The sequence below is a fragment of the Neobacillus sp. GCM10023253 genome, from assembly GCF_042653105.1.
Classification (GTDB): domain Bacteria; phylum Bacillota; class Bacilli; order Bacillales; family Cytobacillaceae; genus Neobacillus; species Neobacillus citreus.
In genome coordinates this window covers 325,623-349,750 of record NZ_JBHSHV010000003.1, presented here as the reverse complement: position 1 = coordinate 349,750, position 24,128 = coordinate 325,623, and the positions used below count along the sequence as shown (strand labels likewise).

The following is a 24,128-nucleotide window of genomic DNA, read 5'->3' as shown; positions in this document are numbered from 1 at the left end:
ATATTTTTCTACTAATTATTATTTCATTTTCACCCAGATTACATCAGGATAAACGGATTTACGTCAACGGACACAAGAAGCCCATTTTTCGCTTCATTTTGATGCTGATCAATGATTGTTTTCAATGTTTTTGTCAGGTTCGGTTCCCGCTTGTATTTTATCAGACATTGATAGCGATATCTATTATTAATCCTTGCGATTGGCGAGACTGAGGGGCCAAGAACAACCGCCTGATTAGAAACCTGTGATCTCAAGAAACGGGCAATTTTCTCTGTCGCGGACATGACTGTCATCAACTGCTCATGACTGACCGTAATAAGAGCAAGAAAATAAAAAGGCGGATAATGGTGCATTTTCCGGACAAACATTTCCCGCTGATAAAAAAGGTCATAGTTCTGTGTTCCGGCCAGCTCGATGCTGTAGTGTTCCGGAGTATAGGTTTGAATAATTACCTCTCCGGGCAGCTGATGACGCCCAGCCCGGCCGCTTACCTGTGTTAATAATTGAAAGGTTTTTTCTGATGACCGGAAGTCAGGCAAATGAAGCATCGTATCAGCGGAAAGCACACCCACAAGAGTAATATTAGGGAAATCCAGCCCTTTTGCAATCATTTGCGTTCCCAATAAAATATCCGCTTTGCCGTCCTGAAACTCCTTCAGCAATCTTTCATGTGAACCCTTACGGCCTGTTGTGTCCACATCCATCCGAATGACCCTGGCCTCGGGCAAAATTTTTCCAAGTTCGTCCTCAACCTTTTGCGTCCCTGTTCCAAAGTAGCGGATATATTCGCTTGAACACTCAGGGCATATCTTCGGAACCGGGCTTTCAAAACCGCAATAGTGACATTTCATTTGAACTCCGGCCCGATGGTAGGTAAGCGAGATGTCACAGTTAGGACAACTGACAACATAGCCGCAATCCCTGCACATGACAAACGAAGAATGTCCGCGTTTATTTAAAAATAAAACGGACTGCTGGTTTTTTTCGAGCCTGTCCTTAAGCATTTCAAAAAGTTTCGTGGAAAACATGGAACGGTTCCCGGCGCGTAGCTCTTCACGCATATCAATAATTTCCACGGACGGCAATGGTTGATTATTCATTCGTGTCGGCAGGGACAAAAGATGGTAAACCTTTTTTTGCGCTCTCGCAAACGATTCTAAAGACGGAGTGGCACTGCCTAACACAACCGGACAAGAATAGGTTTTCGCTCTTTCAATCGCCACATCTTTCGCATGATAGCGCGGCATTTCCTCCTGTTTATAACTTGTCTCATGCTCTTCATCGATAATGATAATGCCGATATTTTCAAACGGGGCAAAGATAGCGGATCTTGCACCAACCGCTACCTTAACCTGTTTCCGTTGGATTTTCCGCCATTCATCGTACTTTTCACCGGCCGATAAACCGCTGTGGAGCACCGCAACCTGGTCACCGAATCTTCCTTTAAACCGATTGACCATCTGCGGTGTAAGGGCAATCTCGGGAACGAGAACAATTGCTTCCTTGCCTTTTTCAATGACCTCCTGAATGGATTGCAGGTAAATTTCTGTTTTACCGCTGCCAGTAACCCCATAAAGCAGAAATACCTCATGTTGATTTCCTTCAATCGAATCAAGAATCGGTTTAATGGCTGTGGTTTGGGCCTCTGTTAAGGGCAACGGGCTGGTTCGTTCAAAGGTGCGGTTTTCATATGGGTCCCGGTAGACTTCTTTTTCCGCTTCCCAAAGCAGTTTCTTTTCAACAAGAGCTTTGACTGTAGACGAGGAGGCTTTAATTTTCTCGGTTAATTGCCGCAATTCAATTTCGCTGTCGTGTTCTATAAAATACGCCAGCACTTGCTTCTGCTTATCCGCGTTTCCAGGCAGCCTCTCCAGCTCTAGCTTCATGTCCTGCACACCTATAGCTGGGCCTATCACATGGACAAGTTTTTTCCTAACCTTTTCCTTGACTTCATAAATGACCTCAAGAAACCCTTCTGCCGAAGCACGCTGCAGATAGGGAACAAGGCCATTTTTTAATGCTATCTCCCAATTGAGCGTGCTGCTGTTAGCAAAGTATGGCTGGAGCGGCATTGGCAAATCCACGGCGGCCGCTCCAGGAGCAAGTTTTACCTTTTTTTCGTACTTAGCTTTTAAAGCCGCGGGAAGCATGACCTGAAAGGCAAAAATCTTAAAGCATAGGGTATGGTCTGTCAGCCAAGTTCCAAGCTTTAATAATTCCTGATTCAAAACCGGCACAAGGTCCATCGGTTCAATAATTTCCCTTAACTGTTTGAATTCGGACTCCCGCTTCACCTCAATAACAAACCCTTGAATATGACGCGGGCCAAACGGAACGACGACTCTCATTCCCGGTTGAATCGTCTCCTCCCATTGGGATGGAATAAGATAATCGAATGCTTTATCTGTTTGTTTAGCCGGCACATCTACAATGACACTGGCAATTTTCATTTTTTCTCCAAATCCTTAAGAAGTGCGGCAATTTCTTCAATAATTTTCCCGGCGACGTCCGCTTTAGACATCAAAGGCAAGTCAACAATTGAGCCGTCACGTTTGTATAGGGTGACGATGTTTGTATCTGTGCCAAATCCCGCTCCCTCGGACTTCACATTGTTTGCGACAATCATATCGGCATTTTTTGTTAACAATTTTTTTCGGGCATATTCATCGACATTATTTGTTTCCGCCGCAAAACCAATCAGCACCTGATTTTTCTTTCTTTGGCCAAGTTCAAACAATATATCCTTTGTCCGTTCAAGCTCTAACGCCGTTCCGCCAGGCTGTTTTTTCACCTTTTCATCATAAGCAATTTTGGGACGGTAATCAGCAACAGCCGCTGTTTTTATCACAATATCCGCCTTATCAAAAACTTCTATACAAGCTTTATACATATCTTCCGCGCTCTCCACCTTGACTAGGTCAACACCAGAGGGAGCGGGTATTTGTACCGGACCGGAAATCAATACTACATGGGCCCCTTGCTTCCTAGCTTCTTCTGCGATGGAATAACCCATTTTTCCACTTGAATGATTGGATATAAAACGAACAGGGTCAATTTTTTCCCTTGTCGGTCCAGCCGTAATTACGACTGTTTTCCCTTTAAGCGGTTTAAATTCCTTTTTGGCAAAAAAACCTTGAATTAATTCAACAATTTTCTCAGGTTCTTCTAAGCGTCCTTTGCCAACATAGCCGCAGGCAAGATAGCCTTCGCTTGGTTCGATGAACCGATATCCGTAGTCCGCTAAAGTGTCAAGATTCTTTTTAACCGCTGGGTGGTCATACATATGAACGTTCATGGCTGGTGCAATCCAGACAGGTGCCGTTGTTGCAAGCAGCGTAGTCGTGACCATATTATCAGCAATCCCGCCCGCCAGTTTGGCGATCGTATTGGCTGTGGCTGGTGCCACGAGGACCAAATCGGCCCAGTCGGCTAAGTCGATATGGGCAATGACCTGCGGATTTTTTTCATCAAATGTATCTGTATAAACTTCATTGCGTGAAAGTGCTTGGAAGGTTAATGGGGTTACGAATTGGCTGGCTGATTCGGTAATTATAACCTTAACTTGGGCACCGGCTTGAACGAGTTTGCTTGTCAAGGCCGCTGCTTTGTAAACAGCAATTCCACCTGTTACACATAATAGTATTTTTTTATTGGTTAACATACTTTTCCCCCGCTTTATGTAAACACTTTTTCCTCTATTATGATTGAATTTTACTTATTTTTCACCTTTTACTATTTGAATTCGACAAAATTCTATTAATGGGTCTGTTGATTTCCGCTCCAGGCGCTCGCTTTCCGCGGGCGGTACGGGGAGCCTCCTCGGCGCTTAAGCGCCTGTGGGGTCTCCCTTGCCCCTTACTCCCGCAGGAGTCGAGCGCCTTTCGCTCCAATCAACAGAAGGAAAAATGCATTATCATAAGTTTTACGAAAAATAAAAAGGCTGACTGTTATGTCAAGCCTTCATTAAATGGTTTTCTACATTTATTCAGCAGAGTTATCTGCTTTTTTGGCAACGCGGTAGGTTAGCTCGCCACTGTAAATTTCTTCAAGTGCTTTTCCAACATATTTGTAGGAAACGTATTTTGGCAGTCTCTCGTCTTTTACCTGCGACATGGCGCGGGCACGCTTAGCTGCCACGGATACCAAGGAATATTTTGAATCAATTTTTTCCAGCAATGAATCGATAGAAGGGTATAACATTCTAATCAACCTCCAGCAATTTTTTATATCGTTTTTCTACTCGTTCCCTGCGGCAATGCTCTGCAACTACAATCGCTTTAATGCGTTCGCAGGCGAGTTCCACTTGGTCATTCTCAACAACATAATCATATAATTCCATCATTTCAATTTCTTCACGGGCTGTCAGCATCCGATTATGAATAATATCTTCTGTTTCTGTTCCTCTTGTCACAATTCGGTTTTTTAATTCCGATAGACTTGGCGGCATTAGAAAAATAAATAAACCTTCAGGGAATTTTTCACGAACTTGGCGGGCACCCTTGACCTCTATCTCGAGGAAAACATCCTTGCCTTCATCTAGGGTTTGCCGGACGTAATCCACTGGCGTGCCATAATAGTTACCAACAAATTCAGCATATTCAAGCAGCTTGCCGTGCCTGATCATTTCCTCAAACTCTTCGCGGGTTCGGAAAAAATAATCCACTCCATCCACTTCTCCAGCACGAGGCTTTCTGGTTGTAACTGATATAGAATATTCAAAGGCCGTATCAGGCTGTGAAAAAATCTCTTTTCGTACAGTTCCTTTACCAACCCCTGATGGACCGGAAAGTACAATTAACAATCCTTTTTCTGGCATATTACTAAAATCCTACCCTTCTTCAATAGTATCCTCACGGTCCGTTAAGCGGTGCGCTACTGTCTCAGGCTGAACGGCGGAAAGAATAACATGATCACTATCCATTACAATAACAGCACGAGTCCGTCTTCCGTATGTAGCATCGATTAATGACCCGCGGTCCCGGGCATCTTGGATAATTCTTTTTATAGGAGCTGATTCGGGACTTACGATAGAAATAATTCGATTTGCCGATACAATATTACCAAAACCAATATTAATTAATTTAATTGCCATGAAAATCATCCAATCATTAATAATATATTTTGACCGTGTCAATGCATTTCTAAACAAATCCTATTCGATATTTTGAACCTGCTCCTTTAGTTTCTCAAGCAAGCTTTTCATCTCAACTGCCTTCTTGGCAATTTTTGCATCATTTGCTTTTGACCCGATGGTATTGACCTCTCGATTCATCTCCTGAACAATAAAATCAAGTTTTCTTCCAATCGGTTCAGCTTCATTTAATGTTTGCACAAACTGCTCCAGATGGCTTGTCAATCTGGTAATCTCTTCATTTATATCGGCTTTTTCGGCAAAAACAGCCACTTCTGTCAAAAGCCTTGTCTCGTCCACCTGACCGCCGGTAAACTCTTGCATTCTCTTTAAGACTCGCTCCTTGTATAGCTGAACCACTTCAGGTGCATAATTTTGTAGCTCCTTTACATGGGTTTCCAACTGGGCAATAAGGGCAAGCAAGTCTTTCTTTAAAACCGCGCCTTCCGCGAGCCTCATTTGTTTCAACAGGATGACAGCTTCCTCAGTAGCGGATAGCACTAAATTTTCAAGCTCTTCATTACCGGCTTCATTTTCTTCAATATGTAATAGGTCTGCACGAAGGAGCAAATCCTGAAGGGTTACTTTTCCTTCAAATCCATATCTGCTCTTTGCCTGTTCGATAAACTGATAATATTCATCAATCAATTTCCAATCAACTTGAAGTTTTCGAGTAATTAGACCTGCACCTTCAATGTTGATATATACCTCCGACCGGCCACGGCGGATATACTGATTCAGCTTCTTCTTAATTTTATCTTCTATTTTTAATAGCTGTCTTGGCATTCGAATATTTATTTCAGTAAAGCGATGATTAACCGATTTCACTTCGGCATTCACGATAAAGAAATCCGATTCTGCCCGGCCTCTTCCAAAGCCTGTCATACTTACAACCATCTAGGCGCACATCCATTCTTTGAATTTATGCAATAAGCCAAAAAATCCAAAAGGTAATAGAATGGATTCTATTACCTTTTGGATTATAACACACTTTATTTCGTTTTTCTTAATAAAAATGAGCCTGCTAGTAAAAAAGTTGGGATGGAGGATAATCCGATAATCAACAGCCAATCCTTTGCAGCGATTGGAAGGGTGTGGAAGATCGGTTGCAGCGGTGGATAGTAGATTACTACCAACACCATTAGCAATGATGATATAACTGCCCATACAAGGTATTGGTTACCAAAAGGGTTTCTTGACAGGACAGATTTCTCACTGCGGCAATCGAAGACATGGATCAGCTGAGCCATAACAAGGGTGGCAAATGCAACAGTCTGAGCATATTGCAGCTGTGATGGGTCATTATGATAGACAATCATGAAGGCAAAAAGCGTCACCAGTCCGATTAAAAAGCCGCGGGAGACTACCTTCCAGCCAAGTCCACGTGAGAATACTCCTTCATTAGGACTTCTCGGCCCACGTTTCATAACGTTTTCCTCCGGGCGATCAAGTCCAAGTGCCATCGCCGGCAGTCCATCTGTCACCAGGTTCACCCAAAGAATCTGGATTGGCACGAGCGGCAAAGGAAGACCCAGAAGCATGGCAAACAACATTACCAAAATTTCACCGACGTTTGAAGCTAACAAGTAACGGACGAACTTGCGGATATTTTCATAAATATTTCTGCCTTCTTTAATGGCTGCTTTAATGGTTGCAAAATTATCGTCTAGTAAAACGAGTGCCGAAGCCTCTTTAGCTACATCCGTTCCGGTGATACCCATGGCTACCCCAATGTCTGCGGCTTTGATGGCAGGAGCATCATTGACGCCATCCCCTGTCATCGCTACAATATGACCTCTGTTCTGAAGGGCTTTAACAATTTTCAGTTTATGTTCTGGTGATACCCTGGCAAAAACCGAAACATCTTCCACCACATTTTCTAAATCCTCAACCGACATTTCAGATAATTGCTTACCGTCGAGCACCTTGCTTTTACTCGTTAAGATCCCAAGCTGAGCTGCAATTGCTTTAGCGGTGATGGCATGGTCGCCGGTAATCATGACAGTTTTTATGCCTGCCTCTTTACACTCTTTAACGGCTAATTTCACTTCAGGTCTTGGCGGGTCAATCATCCCTTGAACACCAATAAAGGTCAATTTGCTTTCAGCTTCTTTTTCGCTGAAAATGTACGTGTTCGCAGGAATAGGCTTAAAGGCAATCGCAATCGTCCTTAATGCCTGTGATGCCAGATTGTCAATCGCGGATTGAACCTTTTGGTTTGTTTCCTTGTTTAAATATTGGGTTCTCCCGTCCCATAGAATCGATTCACTGATGCCCAAAATAACATCCGGAGCCCCTTTTGTGATGATAAAATGTCTGCCCTGTTTGTCTTTTACATGGATGCTCATCATTTTTCTTGCGGAATCGAAAGGAAATTCATTCATAATGGTAAATTCCTCAAGTAGCTTCGGACGATTAAAACCTGCCTTCATGGCACTTACCAAAAGTGCGCCTTCCGTTGGATCACCGTCAAGAATATAGTCCTCACCTTTAAGGTTTATCTCAGAATGGTTGCATAGCATCCCAAAAATCAGCATTTGCTGCAAGGCTTTTTCATCCTTAGGTTGAACCTTCTTTTCATTCCGGAAAAAATCACCCTTTGGCTGATAGCCGCCACCGTCAACTGTCCATGTTTGTCCGCCGCTCCAGAGATGGGTTACCGTCATTTTGTTTTGTGTCATGGTTCCCGTTTTATCGGAACAAATGACTGATGCACAGCCGAGGGTTTCAACTGCTGGCAGTTTGCGGACAATCGCCTTTTGCTTGATCATTTTTTGGACACCCAAGGATAAAGCTACCGTCACAATCGCCGGCAAACCCTCAGGTATTGCCGCTACTGCTAAGGAAACGCCTGCCAAAAACATTGTATAAATATCATGTCCCTGAATCACACCAACCACTACTACTAGAAAGGTCAGAAGAAGTGCCACTGTAATTAGAATTTTCCCTAACTGTTCGAGCCTCCGCTGCAGCGGTGTTTCTTGGGATTCTGCCGTTTGCAGAAGTCCGGCAATCTGACCCATCGCTGTTTTCATACCGATAGCTATGGCTACTCCCACACCGTTGCCTCTTGTTACCATCGTTCCCATAAAGGCTGTATTTTCCATATCGCCAATGCCCGGATTTTCATTCGTCAGCTTTTCCGTAATTTTCGAAACGGGCACCGATTCACCGGTCAGCGCCGATTCCTCAATTTCCAAACTTTTCGATTCAATCAGACGAACATCCGCACCAATCCGGTCGCCGCTTGTAAATTTCATAATATCGCCCACGACGATTTCCTTTGACGGAATCTTAATCCACTTTCCATCTCTTAGCACTGAGACCTGCGGAGCAGATAACTCCTTTAATGCCTGAAGTGACTTTTCCGCTCTCCGTTCTTGGAAGAAGCCAAGAAATCCATTGATAATGACAATGGCAATGATCGCGATTGCATCGATATATTCACCAAGCAGCCCCGATATTAACGTTGCTGCAAGGAGCACCAACACCATGAAATCCTTAAATTGGCTAAAAAATAAGAGTAAAGCCGATTGCTTCTCCCCTTCTTCTAGCTCATTTAAACCATATTGCTTTACCCTTTTTTTCACTTCCTCTGCTGATAATCCAGATGAAAAGTCGGTTTCTAGAGCCTTTTCAACTTGTTTTATCTCCATCTCATGGAACTTCATCCGACCATCTCACTTCCCCCTTAGCTCTAATTCTAATGACAAGCCTGTGAATCTCTGCATTAAAAAATAGTTGCAGTCAATGCATTTGCACTCTCAAGCAAGAACTCTATAGACAGCTTATTCAGGGTCGTCCAAAAAAATGCTATGATAAAAGACAGATTCTCAATTGAAAGGTTATACTTATATAGAAAACTATTGTTAATAGAAAAGGATGTTCACCATGTCATTTGATGGTTTATTTACAAACGCGATTAGTCATGAACTTTCCCGTGCCCTAAAAGGCGGGCGGATTAATAAAGTTCATCAGCCTTATAAAAATGAAATTATTTTAACGATTCGCGCTGGAGGGGTTAATCACAGACTGCTTTTATCTGCCCATCCGAGCTATGCCAGGGCACAGCTTACCACCGAAACCCACGAAAACCCTAGTGAGCCGCCAATGTTTTGTATGCTGCTAAGGAAGCATATTGAGGGTCATATTTTAGAGGATTTATACCAAGTTGAAACCGACCGAATGATTATTTTTGAAATCAAAGGCCGGAATGAAATTGGCGATATCAGTTATAAGCAATTAATTATTGAAATTATGGGCAGGCACAGTAATATCATCTTAGTTGATAAAACCCGGAATATTATTTTGGACAGTATCAAACACGTGTCGTTTGCTGTTAACAGTCACAGGGCCATCCTGCCTGGGCAGCCGTTTGTGTTCCCGCCCGAGCAAAACAAGCAAAATCCATTTCTGGCAAATGAAGAGGATGTTGTAAGGGGCATCGATTTTAATGCAGGACGGCTTGACCGCCAACTCGTGGAGCAGTTCGCTGGCATTTCGCCGCTGTTTGCGAAAGAGGTCATTTTTCAAAGCGGACTTGCCAATCGGACGACTGTGCCCAAAACATTTTTAAGCCTAATTAAAAAAATTCAATCAGGGGCAATTTTACCGTCTATCATTGCTGCTCCCGAAAAGGAAGCCTTTTATTTGTTTCCGCTTGAGCACCTGAAAGGTGAGGTGAAGAGTTTTTCCAGCCTGAGCGAAACGTTGGAGCGTTATTATTTTGGCAAGGCGGAACGGGACAGGGTCAAACAGCAAGGGAATGATATTGAGAAGCTTATTACGAATGAAAAAGAAAAAAATGAAAAGAAAATAGATAAACTGGAAGCAACCCTAAAGGAAGCGGAAAAAGCCGATGAATATCAGCGTTACGGGGAATTGTTAACAGCCAATCTCTATGCCGCCAAAAAGGGAATAAAAGAAATCGAGGTTCTTGATTATTATGATGAAAACGGCGGAACGATTGTCATTCCACTTGACCCTCGGAAATCTCCTTCTGATAATGCGCAAAAATATTTTTCCAAGTATCAGAAAGCGAAAAACGCGGTTTCGATTGTCATCGAACAGATTGAAAAGGCGCGCGTTGAAGCAGCTTATTTTGACAGCCTTCTGCAGCAGGTCCAGTCTGCTTCCCCAAGAGATTTGCAGGAGATTCGCGATGAGCTTGTGGAGGGCGGATATATTCGCGACCGTAAAAAACGTAACGGCAAAAAAGTGCAAAACGCCAAGCCGGTTCTTGATTTCTATCAGTCCTCAGATGGAACTGAAATTATCGTTGGAAAAAATAATAAACAAAATGACTATCTGACTAATAAGCTTGCGGCAAGGGATGAAATTTGGCTGCATACAAAGGACATTCCTGGTTCGCATGTCGTTATTCGCAGTAAGGAGCCCTCTGATGGGACCATTCACGAAGCCGCAATGCTGGCAGCATATTTTAGCAAGGCGAAAAATTCCAGTTCAGTTCCGGTTGATTTTACAAAAGTGCGACACGTCAAAAAGCCTAGCGGTGCTAAGCCCGGATTTGTCATTTATGACCATCAGCAGACGGTTTACGTGACGCCGGATGAGGAAATGGTACTGAAATTAAAGAAATAGAGCTATTAATGTGTAAAGCCCCGGGGCGGCCCGGGGCTTTTTTATGATTGATTAACGAAGCTTGTTGATAAATGGTTATCGACACTTTTCCGTGATTTATCGACAATTCTTCAAATTCTATATATATTACTCGAACCGCTTGCTCCACTCGCCAGGGTCCTTGCTCCATGCAAGCAGACTTTCTTGATCATCCTGGCTGATATAACCTTTTTCAATGGCCGTCTCAACTAGTGAAGGAAAATCAGTCAAGGAGTAACTTGTAATTCCTTCCGCAGCAAATGCTTCTTTACCTTTTTCAAGACCGTATGTAAAAATGGATACGACCCCAAGTACTTCACAGCCTGCTTCTCTAAGAGCCTCTACAGCTGTGATGACACTACCGCCGGTGGAGATTAAATCTTCAACCACAACCACTTTTTGTCCCTGCTCGACTTTTCCTTCAATTTGATTCCCTTTGCCATGGCCCTTTGCTTTAGAGCGGACATAGCACATCGGCAAATCCATCAGCTCGCTGACCCAGGCAGCGTGAGGAATACCGGCAGTTGCTGTTCCCGCCACCACTTCAGTACCAGGAAAATTCTCGGCGATTAGTTTTTGCAGCCCATTGGCAATAGCCCTGCGGACGGCAGGATAGGATAAGGTGAGCCGGTTGTCACAATAAATGGGGGAACGAAGCCCTGAAGTCCAAGTAAATGGATTTTGCGGGCTTAATCCCACCGCGTTAATGTCTAGTAATTTTTCAGCAATAGTGTGTTTCATTGATGTACTCCCTTCCATGCTTCCATCCAGTGTTCATAGCTTTTAAGAGGATCAGCCGACCTTGTGATCGAACGCCCGACAACAATCGCACTGACACCTGCTTGTCTCGCAAATTCTGGTGTTGCTACCCGTTTTTGATCCCCAACAGAATCCGAAGAAAGCCGGATTCCCGGACATACGGTCAAAAAGTCAGCGCCAACCTTTTCACGGATGGACGCTGCTTCCCATGCTGAACAAACGACTCCGTCGAGTCCTGCTTCCTTTGTCAGGGAAGCATAGTGCAGTACCGATTCCTCAAGCGAAACCCCAATCAGCTGCTCTCTCCTCATTTGCTCCTCCGATGTACTTGTCAGCTGGGTAACGGCAATGCAGTACGGCCTTTTCTTTCCGGAAACAGAACCAGCCTCCAGTCCTTCTAACGCCGCTGCCATCATTTCTTTTCCGCCTGCAGCATGTACATTGACAAGGTCACAGTTCATGCGGGCAAGCCCCTTCATCGCACTATAAACAGTATTTGGTATATCATGAAGCTTCAAATCTAAGAAAATGCGGTGACCTGATTCCTTTAAACGGTGAATAATCGAAGGCCCTTCTTGGTAAAAAAGCTCCATTCCCACTTTAACAAAAAGCTCTTTGCCGGCAAATGGTTGTAAAAATTGATCTACTTCAGCCGCATTAGCAAAATCAAGCGCGATGATAAGCGAGTTGTTCATCCTATTTCCAGCTCCTTCCCGTACATTCACTAATATGTTCAAATCCTAGTTGATTTAGAAGCACCGGCAGCTGTTCGATAATCTCGGGGCAGACAAACGGGTTCACAAAATTTGCTGTACCTACAGCGACGGCACTTGCTCCTGCATAGAAAAATTCAATGACATCCTCTGCAGATTCGATGCCGCCCATTCCGATAATCGGTATATTTACCACTTGGCTTACTTCATAGACCATTCGAATCGCAACAGGTTTTACAGCAGGGCCAGAAAGGCCGCCAGTTCGGTTCGCCAAAATGGGCTTTCCTGTTTTTAAATTCAGCCGCATCCCTACAAGCGTGTTAATCATTGTAATGCCATCAGCACCGCCATCTTCCACTGCCTTAGCCATCTCGACAATATTGGTGACGTTTGGAGATAGCTTTACATAAACCGGAACTTCGGAAACTTCCTTTACTCTTCGTGTTAATTGCTTAGCCACTTCTGGGATGGTTCCAAAGGCAATTCCACCCGTTTTAACGTTAGGGCAGGATATATTTAATTCCAGTGCATGGACGTTTGGCGCTTTTGAGATTTCCTGTGCAACCTTTACATAATCCTCTTCAAGCGACCCAGCCACATTGGCAATAATCGGTACATCATATTGGGACAGCCATGGCAGCTCTTCGGAAACAACCTTTTCTAATCCAGGGTTTTGCAGCCCGATTGCATTTAGCATCCCTGCTGAAGTTTCGGCGACCCTTGGAGTCGGGTTTCCAAACCGGGGCTCTGCCGTTGTTGCTTTGATCATGATTGCACCAAGATTGCTTAAATCGTAAAATTGGCTGTACTCGCGGCCAAACCCGAAGCAGCCTGAGGCCGGCATGATTGGATTTTTCAAGCTAAGTCCTGGCAATTCAACATGTAATCGGCTCATATTATCACCTCTCCGGCACGGAATACAGGTCCGTCACTGCATACTTTTTTATAGGAAGCTCCCGTTGGGTCATCCACCTTTTTGCATACACAGGCAAAGCAAGCCCCAACGCCGCAGCCCATCCGTTCCTCTAACGATAAGAACATTTTTTTATGAGAGTACTGCTGTTCAAGTGCTCTTAACATCGGGGTCGGCCCACAAGAATATACACAATCAAACTGTAAATCCTTTATGACATCCGTTACAAACCCTTTAACACCATAAGAACCATCCGCAGTAGCCACATACGTTTCGCCCAGTTCCGAAAATTCCTGTTCGTAGAAAACGGCTGATTCAGCTTGGAAGCCCAGGACATTGATGACTTTTACGCCTTTTGCTGTCAACTGTTTCGCAAGCTCATAGAGGGGAGGGACACCAATTCCTCCACCCACAAGCAAAGCAGTCTCACCAATATTGGCTTCATTAATATGGAAGCCATTGCCAAGAGGTCCGAGGATATCGAGTTCCATCCCCGGCACCATAGAGGCCAATAGCGAAGTTCCTTTTCCATCTTTTCTATAGATCATCGTAAACTGCTCTTCCGTTACATCATACGAGCAAATACTGATTGGTCTTCGCAAAAGCGGATCCAATCCATTTCCTACCCGAATATGAACAAATTGTCCAGGCTCGGTGATGTCATGAACCATCTCAGCCTTTACGGTAAGCTCATAAATATTTTCAGCAATTAACTTTTGGCTGATGATTTTACAAATTTCCTTCCGTATCATGCAAAAACAGCCTCCCTGCTTGGTACACTCATCGCTTCAGCGGAAAAGTTCATGGACTCCACCACTTTTAAGATAGCATCAGCAGTATCTAATGAGGTCAAGCATGGAACTCCATTTTCAACAGCATCACGGCGGATTCTAAAACCGTCACGCTCAGGCTGCTTCCCTTTTGTCAATGTATTAACGATTAACTGCGCTTCACCATTTTGAATAATATCCAATAACGTCCTGCCTTCTGCACCAATTTTGCCGACTACCTCAACCGGAAAACCGGCAGATTTTATTATAGCTGCTGTTCCGCTTGTGGCCACCAGACGATAGCCAATGCTGGCAAACCGTTTCGCAAGCTTAAGCGCTTCTTGTTTATCCTTATCGGCGACTGTAAACAAGACCGTCCCAAACGGCTGAATATTCATTCCTGATGCAACTAATCCCTTGTAAAGAGCCTTCTCAAGTGTGATATCCTTGCCCATAACTTCGCCAGTTGATTTCATTTCTGGTCCAAGCGTGATATCAACATCTTTTAATTTGGCAAAAGAGAATACCGGAACTTTCACATATACACCTGATTGTTCGGGCACCAGTCCGGACTGATAGCCCTGCTCAACGATTGAGACCCCAAGAATAGCTTTTGTTGCAATCTTGGCCATCGGAACATGGGTGATTTTACTTAAGAACGGTACCGTCCGGCTGGAACGTGGATTCACTTCCAGCACGTAAACCTGACCGCCCGATAACACATATTGAATGTTTAGGAGACCAACAATGTTCAAGCCCCTTGCTAATCTTTCTGTATATTCAACAAGTGTCTTCTTAACATCCTCAGATAATGTTTGCGGCGGATATACAGCGATAGAGTCACCGGAGTGCACCCCTGCCCGCTCAATATGCTCCATAATACCTGGAATCAAGACATTTTGACCATCGCAAATGGCATCTACTTCAATTTCTTTACCGGTTAGATAACGGTCAATTAAGACTGGATGATCTGGATTGATTTTGACGGCATTCTCCATATAATGGAGCAGTTCTTCCTTGCGATACACAATTTCCATCGCCCTGCCGCCAAGCACATAGGAAGGACGGACCAGGACCGGATAGCCGATTTCCTCAGCAATTATGACTGCTTCCGCGACTGAAAGAGCGGTCTTTCCAAGCGGCTGCGGAATGTTCAACAATTCAAGCGCCTGCTCAAATTTATCCCTGTTCTCCGCACGGTCTAAGTCCTCTAAGCTTGTGCCTAAAATGTTAACACCATTTTCCTCAAGCTCCGCAGCAAGGTTAATCGCTGTCTGCCCTCCAAATTGAACGACTACTCCCATCGGTTGTTCCAAATCAATGATGCTCATTACATCTTCAATTGTCAGCGGTTCAAAGTACAGCTTGTCAGAGATACTGAAATCCGTCGAGACTGTTTCCGGATTGTTGTTAATGATAATTGCCTCATAGCCTGCTTCCTTAATGGCTTTTACAGAATGGACAGTCGCATAGTCAAACTCAATCCCCTGGCCAATCCGAATTGGGCCTGATCCGAGCACGATGACACTTTTTCTATCTGACACAAGAGATTCGTTTTCTTCTTCGTAAGTTCCATAGAAATATGGAGTTTCTGACTCAAACTCCGCAGCGCATGTATCTACCATTTTATAAACTGGGATGAGGCCTAAGTCTTTCCGAAGCTTGTAAATCTCACCTTCTGTTTTATCCCAAAGCTCAGCAATTTTCTTATCGGTAAAGCCTTTTTGCTTTGCTTCTTTAAGAAGTTCGATATCAAGCTGGTTGTCAGCCAATTTTGCCTCAAGCTTGATAATGCCCTCCATTTTCTTCAAGAAAAATAAGTCAATCTTGCTCCACTCATGAATCGTATCAATCGTAATGCCGCGTTTTAACGCTTCAGCAATGTAAAAGAGGCGCTCATCACCGGCTTTTCTGATTCGTTTTTCAATTAGGTCGTTATCAATTTCAGCGGCACCGTTAAGTTGGAAATGATAGACACCCGCTTCGAGGGAACGAATTGCTTTTAACAAAGATTCTTCAAATGTACGGCCAATTGCCATGACCTCACCAGTTGCCTTCATTTGTGTACCAAGCGAACGGTTTCCAGACTCAAACTTGTCAAATGGCCATCTAGGGATTTTCGTTACAACATAATCAAGGGCCGGCTCGAAGCTAGCATATGTTTTTCCGGTAACAGGGTTCAGCATTTCATCAAGTGTCAATCCAACTGCGATTTTTGCTGCAAGCTTGGCAATCGGATATCCTGTTGCCTTCGATGCTAAGGCCGAAGAACGGCTTACCCTTGGATTTACTTCAATGACGTAATAGTTAAAGCTGTATGGATCTAGGGCAAGCTGAACATTACAGCCTCCTTCAATACCCAGCGCACGGATAATTTTTAAAGACACATTTCTTAATAATTGGTATTCTCTATCACTTAATGTCTGACTAGGCGCAACAACAATGGAATCACCCGTATGAACACCAACCGGGTCGATGTTTTCCATATTGCAGACGACGATGGCATTATCGTTGGCATCGCGCATCACTTCATATTCAATTTCTTTGTAACCAGCGATGCTTTTTTCCAATAAACATTGGTGAACAGGGCTGTTCTTAAGACCGCTTGTTACGATTTCCTCAAGCTCGGCGTCATTATGGCAAATGCCGCCGCCAGTTCCACCCAGCGTAAAGGCCGGACGGACAATGACCGGAAAACCTACCCTTTCCACAAAAACTTTGGCTTCGTTAAGTCCATGGATAATTTCGCTGTCAGGTACCGGTTGATTCAGTTCATTCATAAGAGCACGGAACAATTCACGGTCTTCTGCTTGATTAATGGCAGTAAGCTTCGTTCCCAGAATCTCAACGCCACACTCTTCAAGAACGCCTGAATTTGCCAGTTCAACAGTCAAATTCAACCCAGTCTGACCGCCTAATGTTCCTAAAACGGCGTCTGGACGCTCCTTACGGATAATTCTCGAGACAAAATCCAGTGTCAGAGGCTCAATATAAACGGCATCGGCAATTTCTGCGTCTGTCATAATGGTAGCAGGATTGGAGTTGACGAGGATCACCCGGTATCCTTCCTCCTTAAGGGCCAGACAAGCTTGAGTACCTGCGTAATCAAATTCTGCCGCTTGACCGATGACGATTGGCCCTGAGCCAATCACTAGTATGGAGTTGATATCTGTACGTTTAGGCATTTGCTGCTACCTCCTGTTTTTCAGCTTCAATCATCGCAAGAAACTGTTCAAATAATCCGTTTGCATCTTCAGGACCCGGTGAAGCCTCTGGGTGGTACTGCACGGTAAAGGCTGGAAAATCCAAATGCTTAAGGCCCTCGACGGTTCCATCATTTAAAGCGATATGGGTTACTTCTAATCTTGTATTTTTAACTGATTTTTCATCGACTGTATAACCATGATTCTGAGAAGTAATCGAAACTTTTCCAGTTGCCAAGTCCTTAACTGGATGATTGGCACCACGATGTCCGAACTTCATTTTAATGGTATCAGCACCACATGCCAGGGCAAATAATTGATGACCAAGGCAGATTCCGAAAAGAGGCACTTTTCCCAAGATGTCCTTAATCATTTGGATTCCTTCCGGAACATCCTTTGGATCCCCAGGTCCGTTGGAGAGCATCACGCCATCAGGACGCAATTTTAAGATTTCATCTGCTGTGGTATGGTACGGAACGACAACTACATCACAGCCGCGTTCATTTAACTCACGTAAAATCCCATGCTTCATGCCAAAATCGACAAGCACAATTCTTTTGCCGCGGCCAGGGCTTGGATATGGATTTCTTGTGGATACTCTTCTTACTTGGTCAATAGGAAGACGCGTCTGCCGCAGATTTCTTAACACTTCTGCTGCATCGTTTTCAATGCTGCAAATCGCTCCCTTTAACGTGCCGTGCTGGCGGATAATTCTTGCCAGTTTACGAGTGTCAATACCGGCAATTCCAGGGATTTTTTTCATTTTAAAATATTCATCAACAGTAAACTCACTTCTCCAGTTAGACGGAAAGTCGCTGACTTCTTTAACAATAAAGCCTTTTACGGCAGGAGTAATCGATTCAAAATCATCGCGGTTAATTCCGTAGTTCCCGATTAACGGGTATGTGAGCATAACGATTTGTCCGCAATAGGATGGGTCGGATAGAATCTCCTGATAGCCTGTCATTCCTGTATTAAAAACAACTTCACCAATTGTATCTACATGGCTTCCAAAGCCATCACCGATAAAAACAGTTCCATCTTCTAATATTAGCTGAGCCTTCATGCTGTAACACGTCCTTTTTCCCAAACTATTTGGCCTGAAGCAATTGTCAATACCGGCCACCCTTTGCACTTCCAGCCGGCAAATGGGGTGTTTTTCCCTTTTGATAAAAACTCATCAGGATTGATTTCTTTTTCTTCGTTTAAGTCTAATAACACGATATCCGCTGCCGCACCCTCTTCAATTCTTCCAAAAGGAAGTTCAAAGCAATCGGCAGGCTTTGTCGTCATATAAGCAATTAGCTGGTCAAGTGTGATGATGTTTTTCAAGACGAAATGGGTATAAAGAAGTGGAAAGGCAGTTTCCAGACCGACAATCCCAAATGGTGCCAGCTGCATTCCTTCAGCTTTATCTTCGGCGGTATGCGGCGCATGGTCAGTAGCGATAAAATCAATCGTACCATCAAGCAGCCCTTCGATTAACGCCTTTTTATCGTCTTCACCCCGAAGCGGAGGGTTCATCTTAAAGTTAGCATCCAGTCCCGGAATATCATTTTCTGATAATAGAAGATGGTGCGGAGTTACTTCCGCGGTAACTTTAATGCCAGCCCTCTTAGCGTCTCGTACGGTCCTCACCGATTCCTTTGTGCTGATATGGCAGACGTGATAATGGCAGCCAGAAGCTTCAGCAAGCAGAACATCCCTGGAAATTTGAACAGATTCACAAATAGAAGGGATCCCGTTTAACCCGTGCTGCTTGGAGAAGGTACCATCATGGACACAGCCTTTATGAATCAATGTATTTTCCTCACAATGGGCTACAATTGCCATATTTACTTCTTTTGCTTTTTGCATTGCCTGAAGCATCATATCTGCCGATTGGACACCAACACCGTCATCTGTAAAGGCAAATGCTCCAGCCTCTTTCAGTGCCGCAAAATCAGTTAATTCCTGACCAAGCTGTCTTGTTGTAATGGAGGCATAGGGCAAAACGCGTACGCTTGCTGTTTCCTTAATCCTGTCCATCACCCAATCCATCTGCTCCTTGGTGTCAGGCACCGGTCTCGTATTTGGCATCGCTGCTACTGTCGTAAAACCGCCTCGGGCTGCTGCCATCGTACCAGTTGCGATAGTTTCCTTTTTCTCGCCGCCAGGTTCCCTTAGGTGGACGTGAAGATCAACAAACCCTGGTGATACAAGCAATCCTTGTGCATCTACAGTTCTTTCAGCCGATTCCGTTAAACTAGGTGCCAGTTTGCTAATAATCCCATTTTCTATTAAAATATCAGATTGTTTCATTTCTCCATTAGATGCTATATATTTTGCGTTCTGAATAAGCAGTTTCATATTGATTTCCTCCTCCTAAGCTTTCAAGTGACCGCTTCAGGGCAGCCATTCTTACATATACTCCATTTTGCATTTGTTTAAAAATTCTTGACCGTTCACATTCAACTAAGCTGTCTGCAATTTCAACGTTTCGATTTACCGGGGCCGGATGCATGATAATACTGTGCGGCTGCATTTGCTTTTCCCTCTCTAGGGTTAAGCCATATTTTTTATGGTACTCAGAGGCAGTAAAGCTTCCCATTTTCTGATGGCGTTCATGCTGCACACGCAGAAGCATGACAACATCGGCTTCTTTGATAGCCACATCAACTGGCTTAAAACGGGATGTACTTAAACTGTGATAATCAAACCATTCTTCCGGCCCTGAAAAAATGACCTCCGCCCCCAGCCTGGTCAAGGCATCTGCGTTAGAACGCGCTACCCGGCTATGACTGATGTCCCCAATTATTGCAATCTTCAAGCCTGAAAAACTGCCAAACTCCTGCTTTATCGTTAACAAATCAAGAAGGGATTGTGTCGGGTGGTGTCCGCAGCCATCGCCTCCATTTAAAATCGGAATATTGATATTTTCAACCAATTCATCAAAATAGCGATCCTGGCTGTGACGGATGACAACAGTATCAACTCCGATTGATTCCAGTGTTTTTACAGTATCATATAATGTCTCACCTTTTTGTACGCTTGAGGTTTGGACTTCAAAAGGAATGACGCTTAATCCTAACCTTTTTTGAGCCATTTCAAAGCTGCTTTTCGTTCGGGTACTAGCTTCAAAAAAGAGGTTTGCTGTATACATTTGTTTTTCCGGTTTCCAAAACAGTCCTTGTGAAAACCTTTCAGCATCCTCAAGGATTTGATAAATCTCCTCAACTTTTAACTCGTTTGTTGTTAATAGGTGCTGTACCATCCTTTTTCCCCACCTTCTCTGATTGCTAAAAAAAACACCCTGACTAAGTGGTCAGGGTGCCAAAAGTTTAACCTAAGATATGGACAAAATTTCAGCCCATATCCAAGTTAAGCAACACACCCTTCCAAGTCTCTCTGTACTTAATTTAAAAGGCATTTTTTTATGCAGTTTTTTTGTTAGTTGTATCTTCTGTTTCAAACATATTTCCACTGACTTTCGGCTTTCCAGGAAGGATCAGGTTTAATAACACTCCAGAAATTGCCGCCAGGGCCATACCTTGGATTTCGATATTAAATGGCAACTTGACAATCGCGCCACCGATACCGATGACAAGGATTACCGATGAAATCACGAGATTGCGTTTGTCACCAAAATCAATTTTACTGTCAACCAGCATTCTTAATCCTGAGGAAGCGATAATTCCGAACAGGAGAATGGAAACTCCCCCCATTACAGGTGTTGGTATGGTTTGGATTAAAGCTGTTATTTTTCCAATAAAGCCGAAGATGATGGCTAGAACCGCGGCACCCGCTAGTACATATACACTGTAGACTCTTGTAATGGCCAAGACTCCAATATTTTCACCATAGGTGGTTTTGGGAGGTCCGCCGACTAGCGCCGAAATGATTGTGGCTGTTCCATCACCAAGGATTGAACGGTGTAAGCCCGGCTCTTTTATGTAATCACGGCCGACAACCTTGCTAAGAACAAGCTGGTGTCCAATATGCTCAGATAGTGTAACAATGGCAACAGGCACCATTAACCAGAAAATATTCCAAGTGAACTTGACATCATAGCTGACAAACGGAATTAAGAAGTCAGGAGCGGCAAACCACTTTGCCTCTAGTACTGGTTTGAAATCAACAATTCCTACAATCACGGCATATACATAGCCGACAATAATCCCGGCCAAGATAGGGATAATGCTGAGCATTTTTTTTGCGTATATTGAGAAAATAATGGTCGCTGCCAGCGTCACAAGCGCCACTGAGAAGTGAAGCATGCTATACTTTCCAGCTGGGTTGTTCATAGCCATTCCAACCGCAGTTCCGGAAATGGCGAGGCCAATTACAATAATGACCGGTCCAACAACAATTGGGGGGAGTAAGTTCATAATCCAGCGATGCCCCGCTCTGCTTATAATTAAAGCGACAATTCCATAAACAAGGCCAGCTAAAAATGTTCCGACCATCGCCGCTGCAGGTCCGCCAGAGGCTTTTGCAGCAATTACCGGTGCAATATAAGCGAAAGATGAACCAAGATAGGCAGGAACCTGAAATTTTGTAATCAATAGGAATGCCAACGTTCCGAGTCCGCTGGATATTAGTGCTATCGCTGGGTCTAAACCAACCAGGTATGGTACTAGGATTGTTGCCCCGAACATCGCAAATAAATGCTGCAAGCTTAAGGTCAGCCATTGGGCTGGTTTTGGTCTATCTTTAACATCTAGGATTGGTTTATTACTCATTTTCTGTTCTCTCCTAATTTCTATATTGTTTTCATTATTTTCTTCAATTGTTCAAATAAAAAACCCTCTTTGCCATGTAGTTGACAAAGAGGGGTGAAAGGCGCACCGGAAAATGGTCCAGATGTGCGCTTTTCCCTTTGTCAGCCTCACGGGACTGAAATTAAAAGGGGTGCTATTTATTTGTCATATATACTTACTTGATCAACTTTATCTACTTCCAGCAGTTCAACAACAATTTTTTCATTGCTTGAAGTAGGGATATTTTTCCCAACATAGTCTGCTCTGATTGGCAGTTCCCTGTGACCGCGGTCGACCAGTACCGCAAGCTGGATGGAAGCAGGACGTCCAAGGTCCATAAGGGCATCAAGCCCAGCCCTAACTGTTCTTCCTGTATAAAGAACATCGTCCACAAGGACTACCTTTTTGTCACTTATGTCAAACGGTATATCTGACCCTTTTACGAGTGGTTCCTGACTTTCCGTTTTCTTTGTTAGATCATCCCGATAAAGAGTGATATCTAATTCACCGACTTGAATCGGACTTCCCTCAATTTGGGCTATTTTCAAAGCGAGTCGTCTTGCTATATAAATTCCTCTAGTCCGAATTCCTACAAGTACGCAGTCTTCGATTCCTTTGTTTTTTTCGATGATTTGATGGGCAATCCTTGTTAACGCCCGCCCGATTGCCTGTTCATCCAGAACAAGTGCTTTTTGGCTCATGGTCTCACCTTCTTATTATACTAAAATAAAAAACCTCTCGCCTGTGGTGGCGAGAGGGAGACAGTTCTTCCTTAGGGAAATAACATCTTAACCGTTCCTTCTCGGCCTCACGGGACCGACTTAAAGGCTTATTAAACTATAGTAAGCATACTTTAATTTATTTATCCTGTCAACGATTATTTCTTAACCGGTCCAGAAGTTCTTCAAAATCCTCCGGTAGCGGGGCTTCGAATTCTAGATACTCATTTGTTCTTGGATGTACGAAACCGAGCAAACCGGCATGCAATGCCTGGCCATTAAGATCGAGTGTCTTTCTTGGTCCATATTTCGGATCACCGGCAAGCGGATAACCGATATATTTCATATGGACACGAATCTGATGGGTCCGGCCTGTCTCCAATTGACATTCCACAAACGTGAAATCATTAAACCGCTCAAGGACACGAAAATGAGTAACAGCATGCTTGCCATTATCAACAACCGTCATGCTTTGCCGGTCTTTTTGGTCTCTCCCAAGCGGAGCATCGATGGTTCCATATTCGTGAGGGATCACTCCATGGACAATCGCCTTATACTTCCGAGTCACAGACTTTTCCACCAGTTGGTTGACAAGACTTTCGTGGGCCAAATCATTTTTCGCTACCATTAACAGCCCTGATGTATCTTTATCAATGCGATGCACAATCCCGGGTCTTAATACACCATTGATCCCGGACAAATCCTTACAATGGGCCATTAACCCATTAACAAGTGTCCCTGTAAGGTGCCCAGGTGCAGGATGGACCACCATACCTTTTGGCTTATTTACCACTAATACATCCTTATCTTCATAATAAATATCTAAATCCATTTCCTCCGGAACCACGTCCAATTCTTCCGGATCTGGAATGGTAATAACGATAGTATCATTTACACTGCATTTGTAATTTGTTTTTACATTTTTCCCATTCACAAGTACATTGCCTTCTTTTATCCAATCCTGTACCTGTGTTCTAGACCATTCTTCGTTCATACGTGAGATTACCTTATCAATCCGGTCTCCTTTTTGTTCCTCAAGAATGGTGTGTTCCATTTTCTCCATATGACTTCTCCTTTGACGCTCTCTCTTCAAGCAGCATTTGAATCATTAATAATCCAACACCAATCACTAATGCTGAATCGGCAATATTAAATACAGGGAAATTGTAGCCAAAAATAAAGGTATGAATAAAATCAACAACCTCTTTCCGAACCACTCGGTCGATAAAATTCCCGATTGCACCTCCAAGCATGAAAGCTAGAGATACACCTAACAGCCATTTTCCTTTGGCCGCTTTGTAAAGATAATACATAATCGCAATAATGACAATAACCGTAATGACATAAAAAAGCCACATCTGCCCTTGAAGGATTCCCCATGCGGCCCCGCGATTCCGGTGAGAAGTAATATATAAAAATTTATCAATGATGGGTATACTCTCACCGATATACATATTTTTTTCAATAAGCCATTTAGTAATTTGGTCGAGCACAATAACGAATAGGGCGATTAAGTAATAATACACTAAGAAATACCTCCAACTTAAGCTAGACTTGCTCCC

General features: G+C 43.7%; 19 protein-coding genes and 1 pseudogene. 1 reads left to right on the top strand and 19 read right to left on the bottom strand.

All coding sequences use genetic code 11. The features are described from left to right. Positions 1–38: 38 nt before the first annotated feature. The 7 genes from priA to ACFPA1_RS02100 all read right to left on the bottom strand — a co-directional run bounded on the left by priA (position 39) and on the right by ACFPA1_RS02100 (position 8,802). Positions 39–2,450, bottom strand: a complete 2,412-nt coding sequence (gene priA, locus ACFPA1_RS02130) for a primosomal protein N' (protein WP_213140806.1) — start codon at positions 2,448–2,450, stop codon at positions 39–41. Beyond that, positions 2,447–3,661, bottom strand: coding sequence for a bifunctional phosphopantothenoylcysteine decarboxylase/phosphopantothenate--cysteine ligase CoaBC (gene coaBC, locus ACFPA1_RS02125; protein WP_378581059.1), 1,215 nt, complete (start codon positions 3,659–3,661; stop codon positions 2,447–2,449). The genes priA and coaBC overlap by 4 nt, the downstream gene beginning before the upstream one ends. A 320-nt stretch (positions 3,662–3,981) precedes the next feature. Next, on the bottom strand, positions 3,982–4,200 hold the full coding sequence (gene rpoZ, locus ACFPA1_RS02120; RefSeq protein WP_213140808.1) for a DNA-directed RNA polymerase subunit omega: 219 nt from the start codon (positions 4,198–4,200) through the stop codon (positions 3,982–3,984). Position 4,201: 1 nt separating this feature from the next. Beyond that, entirely contained in the window at positions 4,202–4,816 is a 615-nt protein-coding gene (gene gmk / locus ACFPA1_RS02115; protein ID WP_213140809.1) for a guanylate kinase, read from the bottom strand. A 12-nt stretch (positions 4,817–4,828) separates the two neighbouring features. After that, on the bottom strand, positions 4,829–5,092 hold the full coding sequence (remA, locus tag ACFPA1_RS02110; protein WP_213116381.1) for an extracellular matrix/biofilm regulator RemA: 264 nt from the start codon (positions 5,090–5,092) through the stop codon (positions 4,829–4,831). A gap of 60 nt (positions 5,093–5,152) precedes the next feature. Next, positions 5,153–6,028 carry a YicC/YloC family endoribonuclease gene (locus ACFPA1_RS02105; protein ID WP_213140810.1) on the bottom strand — a complete coding sequence of 292 codons (876 nt, stop codon included), beginning with the start codon at positions 6,026–6,028 and terminating at the stop codon, positions 5,153–5,155. 95 nt (positions 6,029–6,123) lie between these two features. Beyond that, positions 6,124–8,802 carry a calcium-translocating P-type ATPase, SERCA-type gene (locus tag ACFPA1_RS02100; protein ID WP_378581056.1) on the bottom strand — a complete coding sequence of 893 codons (2,679 nt, stop codon included), beginning with the start codon at positions 8,800–8,802 and terminating at the stop codon, positions 6,124–6,126. A gap of 220 nt (positions 8,803–9,022) precedes the next feature. On the opposite strand from ACFPA1_RS02100, the gene ACFPA1_RS02095 reads away from it, so the two are divergent. Further along, positions 9,023–10,732 (top strand): Rqc2 family fibronectin-binding protein, encoded by a 1,710-nt coding sequence (locus ACFPA1_RS02095; protein ID WP_378581054.1) that lies wholly within the window; start codon positions 9,023–9,025, stop codon positions 10,730–10,732. 126 nt (positions 10,733–10,858) lie between these two features. On the opposite strand, the gene pyrE is transcribed toward ACFPA1_RS02095, so the two are convergent. The 12 genes and pseudogenes from pyrE to lspA all read right to left on the bottom strand — a co-directional run bounded on the left by pyrE (position 10,859) and on the right by lspA (position 24,092). Beyond that, positions 10,859–11,491 carry an orotate phosphoribosyltransferase gene (gene pyrE / locus ACFPA1_RS02090; RefSeq protein ID WP_213140813.1) on the bottom strand — a complete coding sequence of 211 codons (633 nt, stop codon included), beginning with the start codon at positions 11,489–11,491 and terminating at the stop codon, positions 10,859–10,861. After that, on the bottom strand, positions 11,488–12,204 hold the full coding sequence (gene pyrF, locus ACFPA1_RS02085; RefSeq protein ID WP_213140814.1) for an orotidine-5'-phosphate decarboxylase: 717 nt from the start codon (positions 12,202–12,204) through the stop codon (positions 11,488–11,490). The genes pyrE and pyrF overlap by 4 nt, the downstream gene beginning before the upstream one ends. A 1-nt stretch (position 12,205) precedes the next feature. Further along, positions 12,206–13,117 carry a dihydroorotate dehydrogenase gene (locus ACFPA1_RS02080; RefSeq protein ID WP_378581052.1) on the bottom strand — a complete coding sequence of 304 codons (912 nt, stop codon included), beginning with the start codon at positions 13,115–13,117 and terminating at the stop codon, positions 12,206–12,208. Next, entirely contained in the window at positions 13,114–13,887 is a 774-nt protein-coding gene (locus tag ACFPA1_RS02075) for a dihydroorotate dehydrogenase electron transfer subunit (RefSeq protein ID WP_378581050.1), read from the bottom strand. The genes ACFPA1_RS02080 and ACFPA1_RS02075 overlap by 4 nt, the downstream gene beginning before the upstream one ends. Continuing rightward, positions 13,884–17,090 (bottom strand): carbamoyl-phosphate synthase large subunit, encoded by a 3,207-nt coding sequence (gene carB, locus ACFPA1_RS02070; protein WP_213140817.1) that lies wholly within the window; start codon positions 17,088–17,090, stop codon positions 13,884–13,886. The genes ACFPA1_RS02075 and carB overlap by 4 nt, the downstream gene beginning before the upstream one ends. Continuing rightward, positions 17,057–18,174: pseudogene (locus tag ACFPA1_RS02065) on the bottom strand (carbamoyl phosphate synthase small subunit). The gene carB and the pseudogene ACFPA1_RS02065 overlap by 34 nt, the downstream one beginning before the upstream one ends. After that, positions 18,171–19,457, bottom strand: a complete 1,287-nt coding sequence (locus tag ACFPA1_RS02060; protein ID WP_378581047.1) for a dihydroorotase — start codon at positions 19,455–19,457, stop codon at positions 18,171–18,173. The pseudogene ACFPA1_RS02065 and the gene ACFPA1_RS02060 overlap by 4 nt, the downstream one beginning before the upstream one ends. Further along, positions 19,417–20,361 (bottom strand): aspartate carbamoyltransferase catalytic subunit, encoded by a 945-nt coding sequence (locus tag ACFPA1_RS02055; protein WP_378581045.1) that lies wholly within the window; start codon positions 20,359–20,361, stop codon positions 19,417–19,419. The genes ACFPA1_RS02060 and ACFPA1_RS02055 overlap by 41 nt, the downstream gene beginning before the upstream one ends. Before the next feature lie 160 nt (positions 20,362–20,521). Next, complete coding sequence (locus ACFPA1_RS02050; protein WP_213140821.1) at positions 20,522–21,829, bottom strand: solute carrier family 23 protein; 1,308 nt, start codon at positions 21,827–21,829, stop codon at positions 20,522–20,524. 176 nt (positions 21,830–22,005) lie between these two features. Beyond that, the gene (gene pyrR / locus ACFPA1_RS02045) at positions 22,006–22,548 is read right to left on the bottom strand and encodes a bifunctional pyr operon transcriptional regulator/uracil phosphoribosyltransferase PyrR (RefSeq protein ID WP_378581043.1); all 543 of its coding nucleotides are present in this window, start codon (positions 22,546–22,548) and stop codon (positions 22,006–22,008) included. Between the two features lie 169 nt (positions 22,549–22,717). Further along, positions 22,718–23,629, bottom strand: a complete 912-nt coding sequence (locus ACFPA1_RS02040; RefSeq protein WP_213140823.1) for an RluA family pseudouridine synthase — start codon at positions 23,627–23,629, stop codon at positions 22,718–22,720. After that, positions 23,601–24,092 (bottom strand): signal peptidase II, encoded by a 492-nt coding sequence (lspA, locus tag ACFPA1_RS02035; RefSeq protein ID WP_213140824.1) that lies wholly within the window; start codon positions 24,090–24,092, stop codon positions 23,601–23,603. The genes ACFPA1_RS02040 and lspA overlap by 29 nt, the downstream gene beginning before the upstream one ends. Positions 24,093–24,128 lie beyond the last annotated feature (36 nt).

Excerpts from the sequence above, each read along its gene's own strand:
- ACFPA1_RS02100 (WP_378581056.1), bottom strand. The coding sequence starts at position 8,802 with ATGAAGTTCCATGAGATGGAGATAAAACAAGTTGAAAAGGCTCTAGAA.
- rpoZ (WP_213140808.1), bottom strand. The coding sequence starts at position 4,200 with ATGTTATACCCTTCTATCGATTCATTGCTGGAAAAAATTGATTCAAAA.
- remA (WP_213116381.1), bottom strand. The coding sequence starts at position 5,092 with ATGGCAATTAAATTAATTAATATTGGTTTTGGTAATATTGTATCGGCA.
- ACFPA1_RS02080 (WP_378581052.1), bottom strand. The coding sequence starts at position 13,117 with ATGAGCCGATTACATGTTGAATTGCCAGGACTTAGCTTGAAAAATCCA.
- ACFPA1_RS02075 (WP_378581050.1), bottom strand. The coding sequence starts at position 13,887 with ATGATACGGAAGGAAATTTGTAAAATCATCAGCCAAAAGTTAATTGCT.
- ACFPA1_RS02060 (WP_378581047.1), bottom strand. The coding sequence starts at position 19,457 with ATGAAACTGCTTATTCAGAACGCAAAATATATAGCATCTAATGGAGAA.
- ACFPA1_RS02050 (WP_213140821.1), bottom strand. The coding sequence starts at position 21,829 with ATGAGTAATAAACCAATCCTAGATGTTAAAGATAGACCAAAACCAGCC.
- pyrR (WP_378581043.1), bottom strand. The coding sequence starts at position 22,548 with ATGAGCCAAAAAGCACTTGTTCTGGATGAACAGGCAATCGGGCGGGCG.
- ACFPA1_RS02040 (WP_213140823.1), bottom strand. The coding sequence starts at position 23,629 with ATGGAGAAAATGGAACACACCATTCTTGAGGAACAAAAAGGAGACCGG.
- ACFPA1_RS02055 (WP_378581045.1), bottom strand. The coding sequence starts at position 20,361 with ATGGTACAGCACCTATTAACAACAAACGAGTTAAAAGTTGAGGAGATT.
- priA (WP_213140806.1), bottom strand. The coding sequence starts at position 2,450 with ATGAAAATTGCCAGTGTCATTGTAGATGTGCCGGCTAAACAAACAGAT.
- gmk (WP_213140809.1), bottom strand. The coding sequence starts at position 4,816 with ATGCCAGAAAAAGGATTGTTAATTGTACTTTCCGGTCCATCAGGGGTT.
- ACFPA1_RS02105 (WP_213140810.1), bottom strand. The coding sequence starts at position 6,028 with ATGGTTGTAAGTATGACAGGCTTTGGAAGAGGCCGGGCAGAATCGGAT.
- carB (WP_213140817.1), bottom strand. The coding sequence starts at position 17,090 with ATGCCTAAACGTACAGATATCAACTCCATACTAGTGATTGGCTCAGGG.
- pyrE (WP_213140813.1), bottom strand. The coding sequence starts at position 11,491 with ATGAAACACACTATTGCTGAAAAATTACTAGACATTAACGCGGTGGGA.
- coaBC (WP_378581059.1), bottom strand. The coding sequence starts at position 3,661 with ATGTTAACCAATAAAAAAATACTATTATGTGTAACAGGTGGAATTGCT.
- ACFPA1_RS02095 (WP_378581054.1), top strand. The coding sequence starts at position 9,023 with ATGTCATTTGATGGTTTATTTACAAACGCGATTAGTCATGAACTTTCC.
- pyrF (WP_213140814.1), bottom strand. The coding sequence starts at position 12,204 with ATGAACAACTCGCTTATCATCGCGCTTGATTTTGCTAATGCGGCTGAA.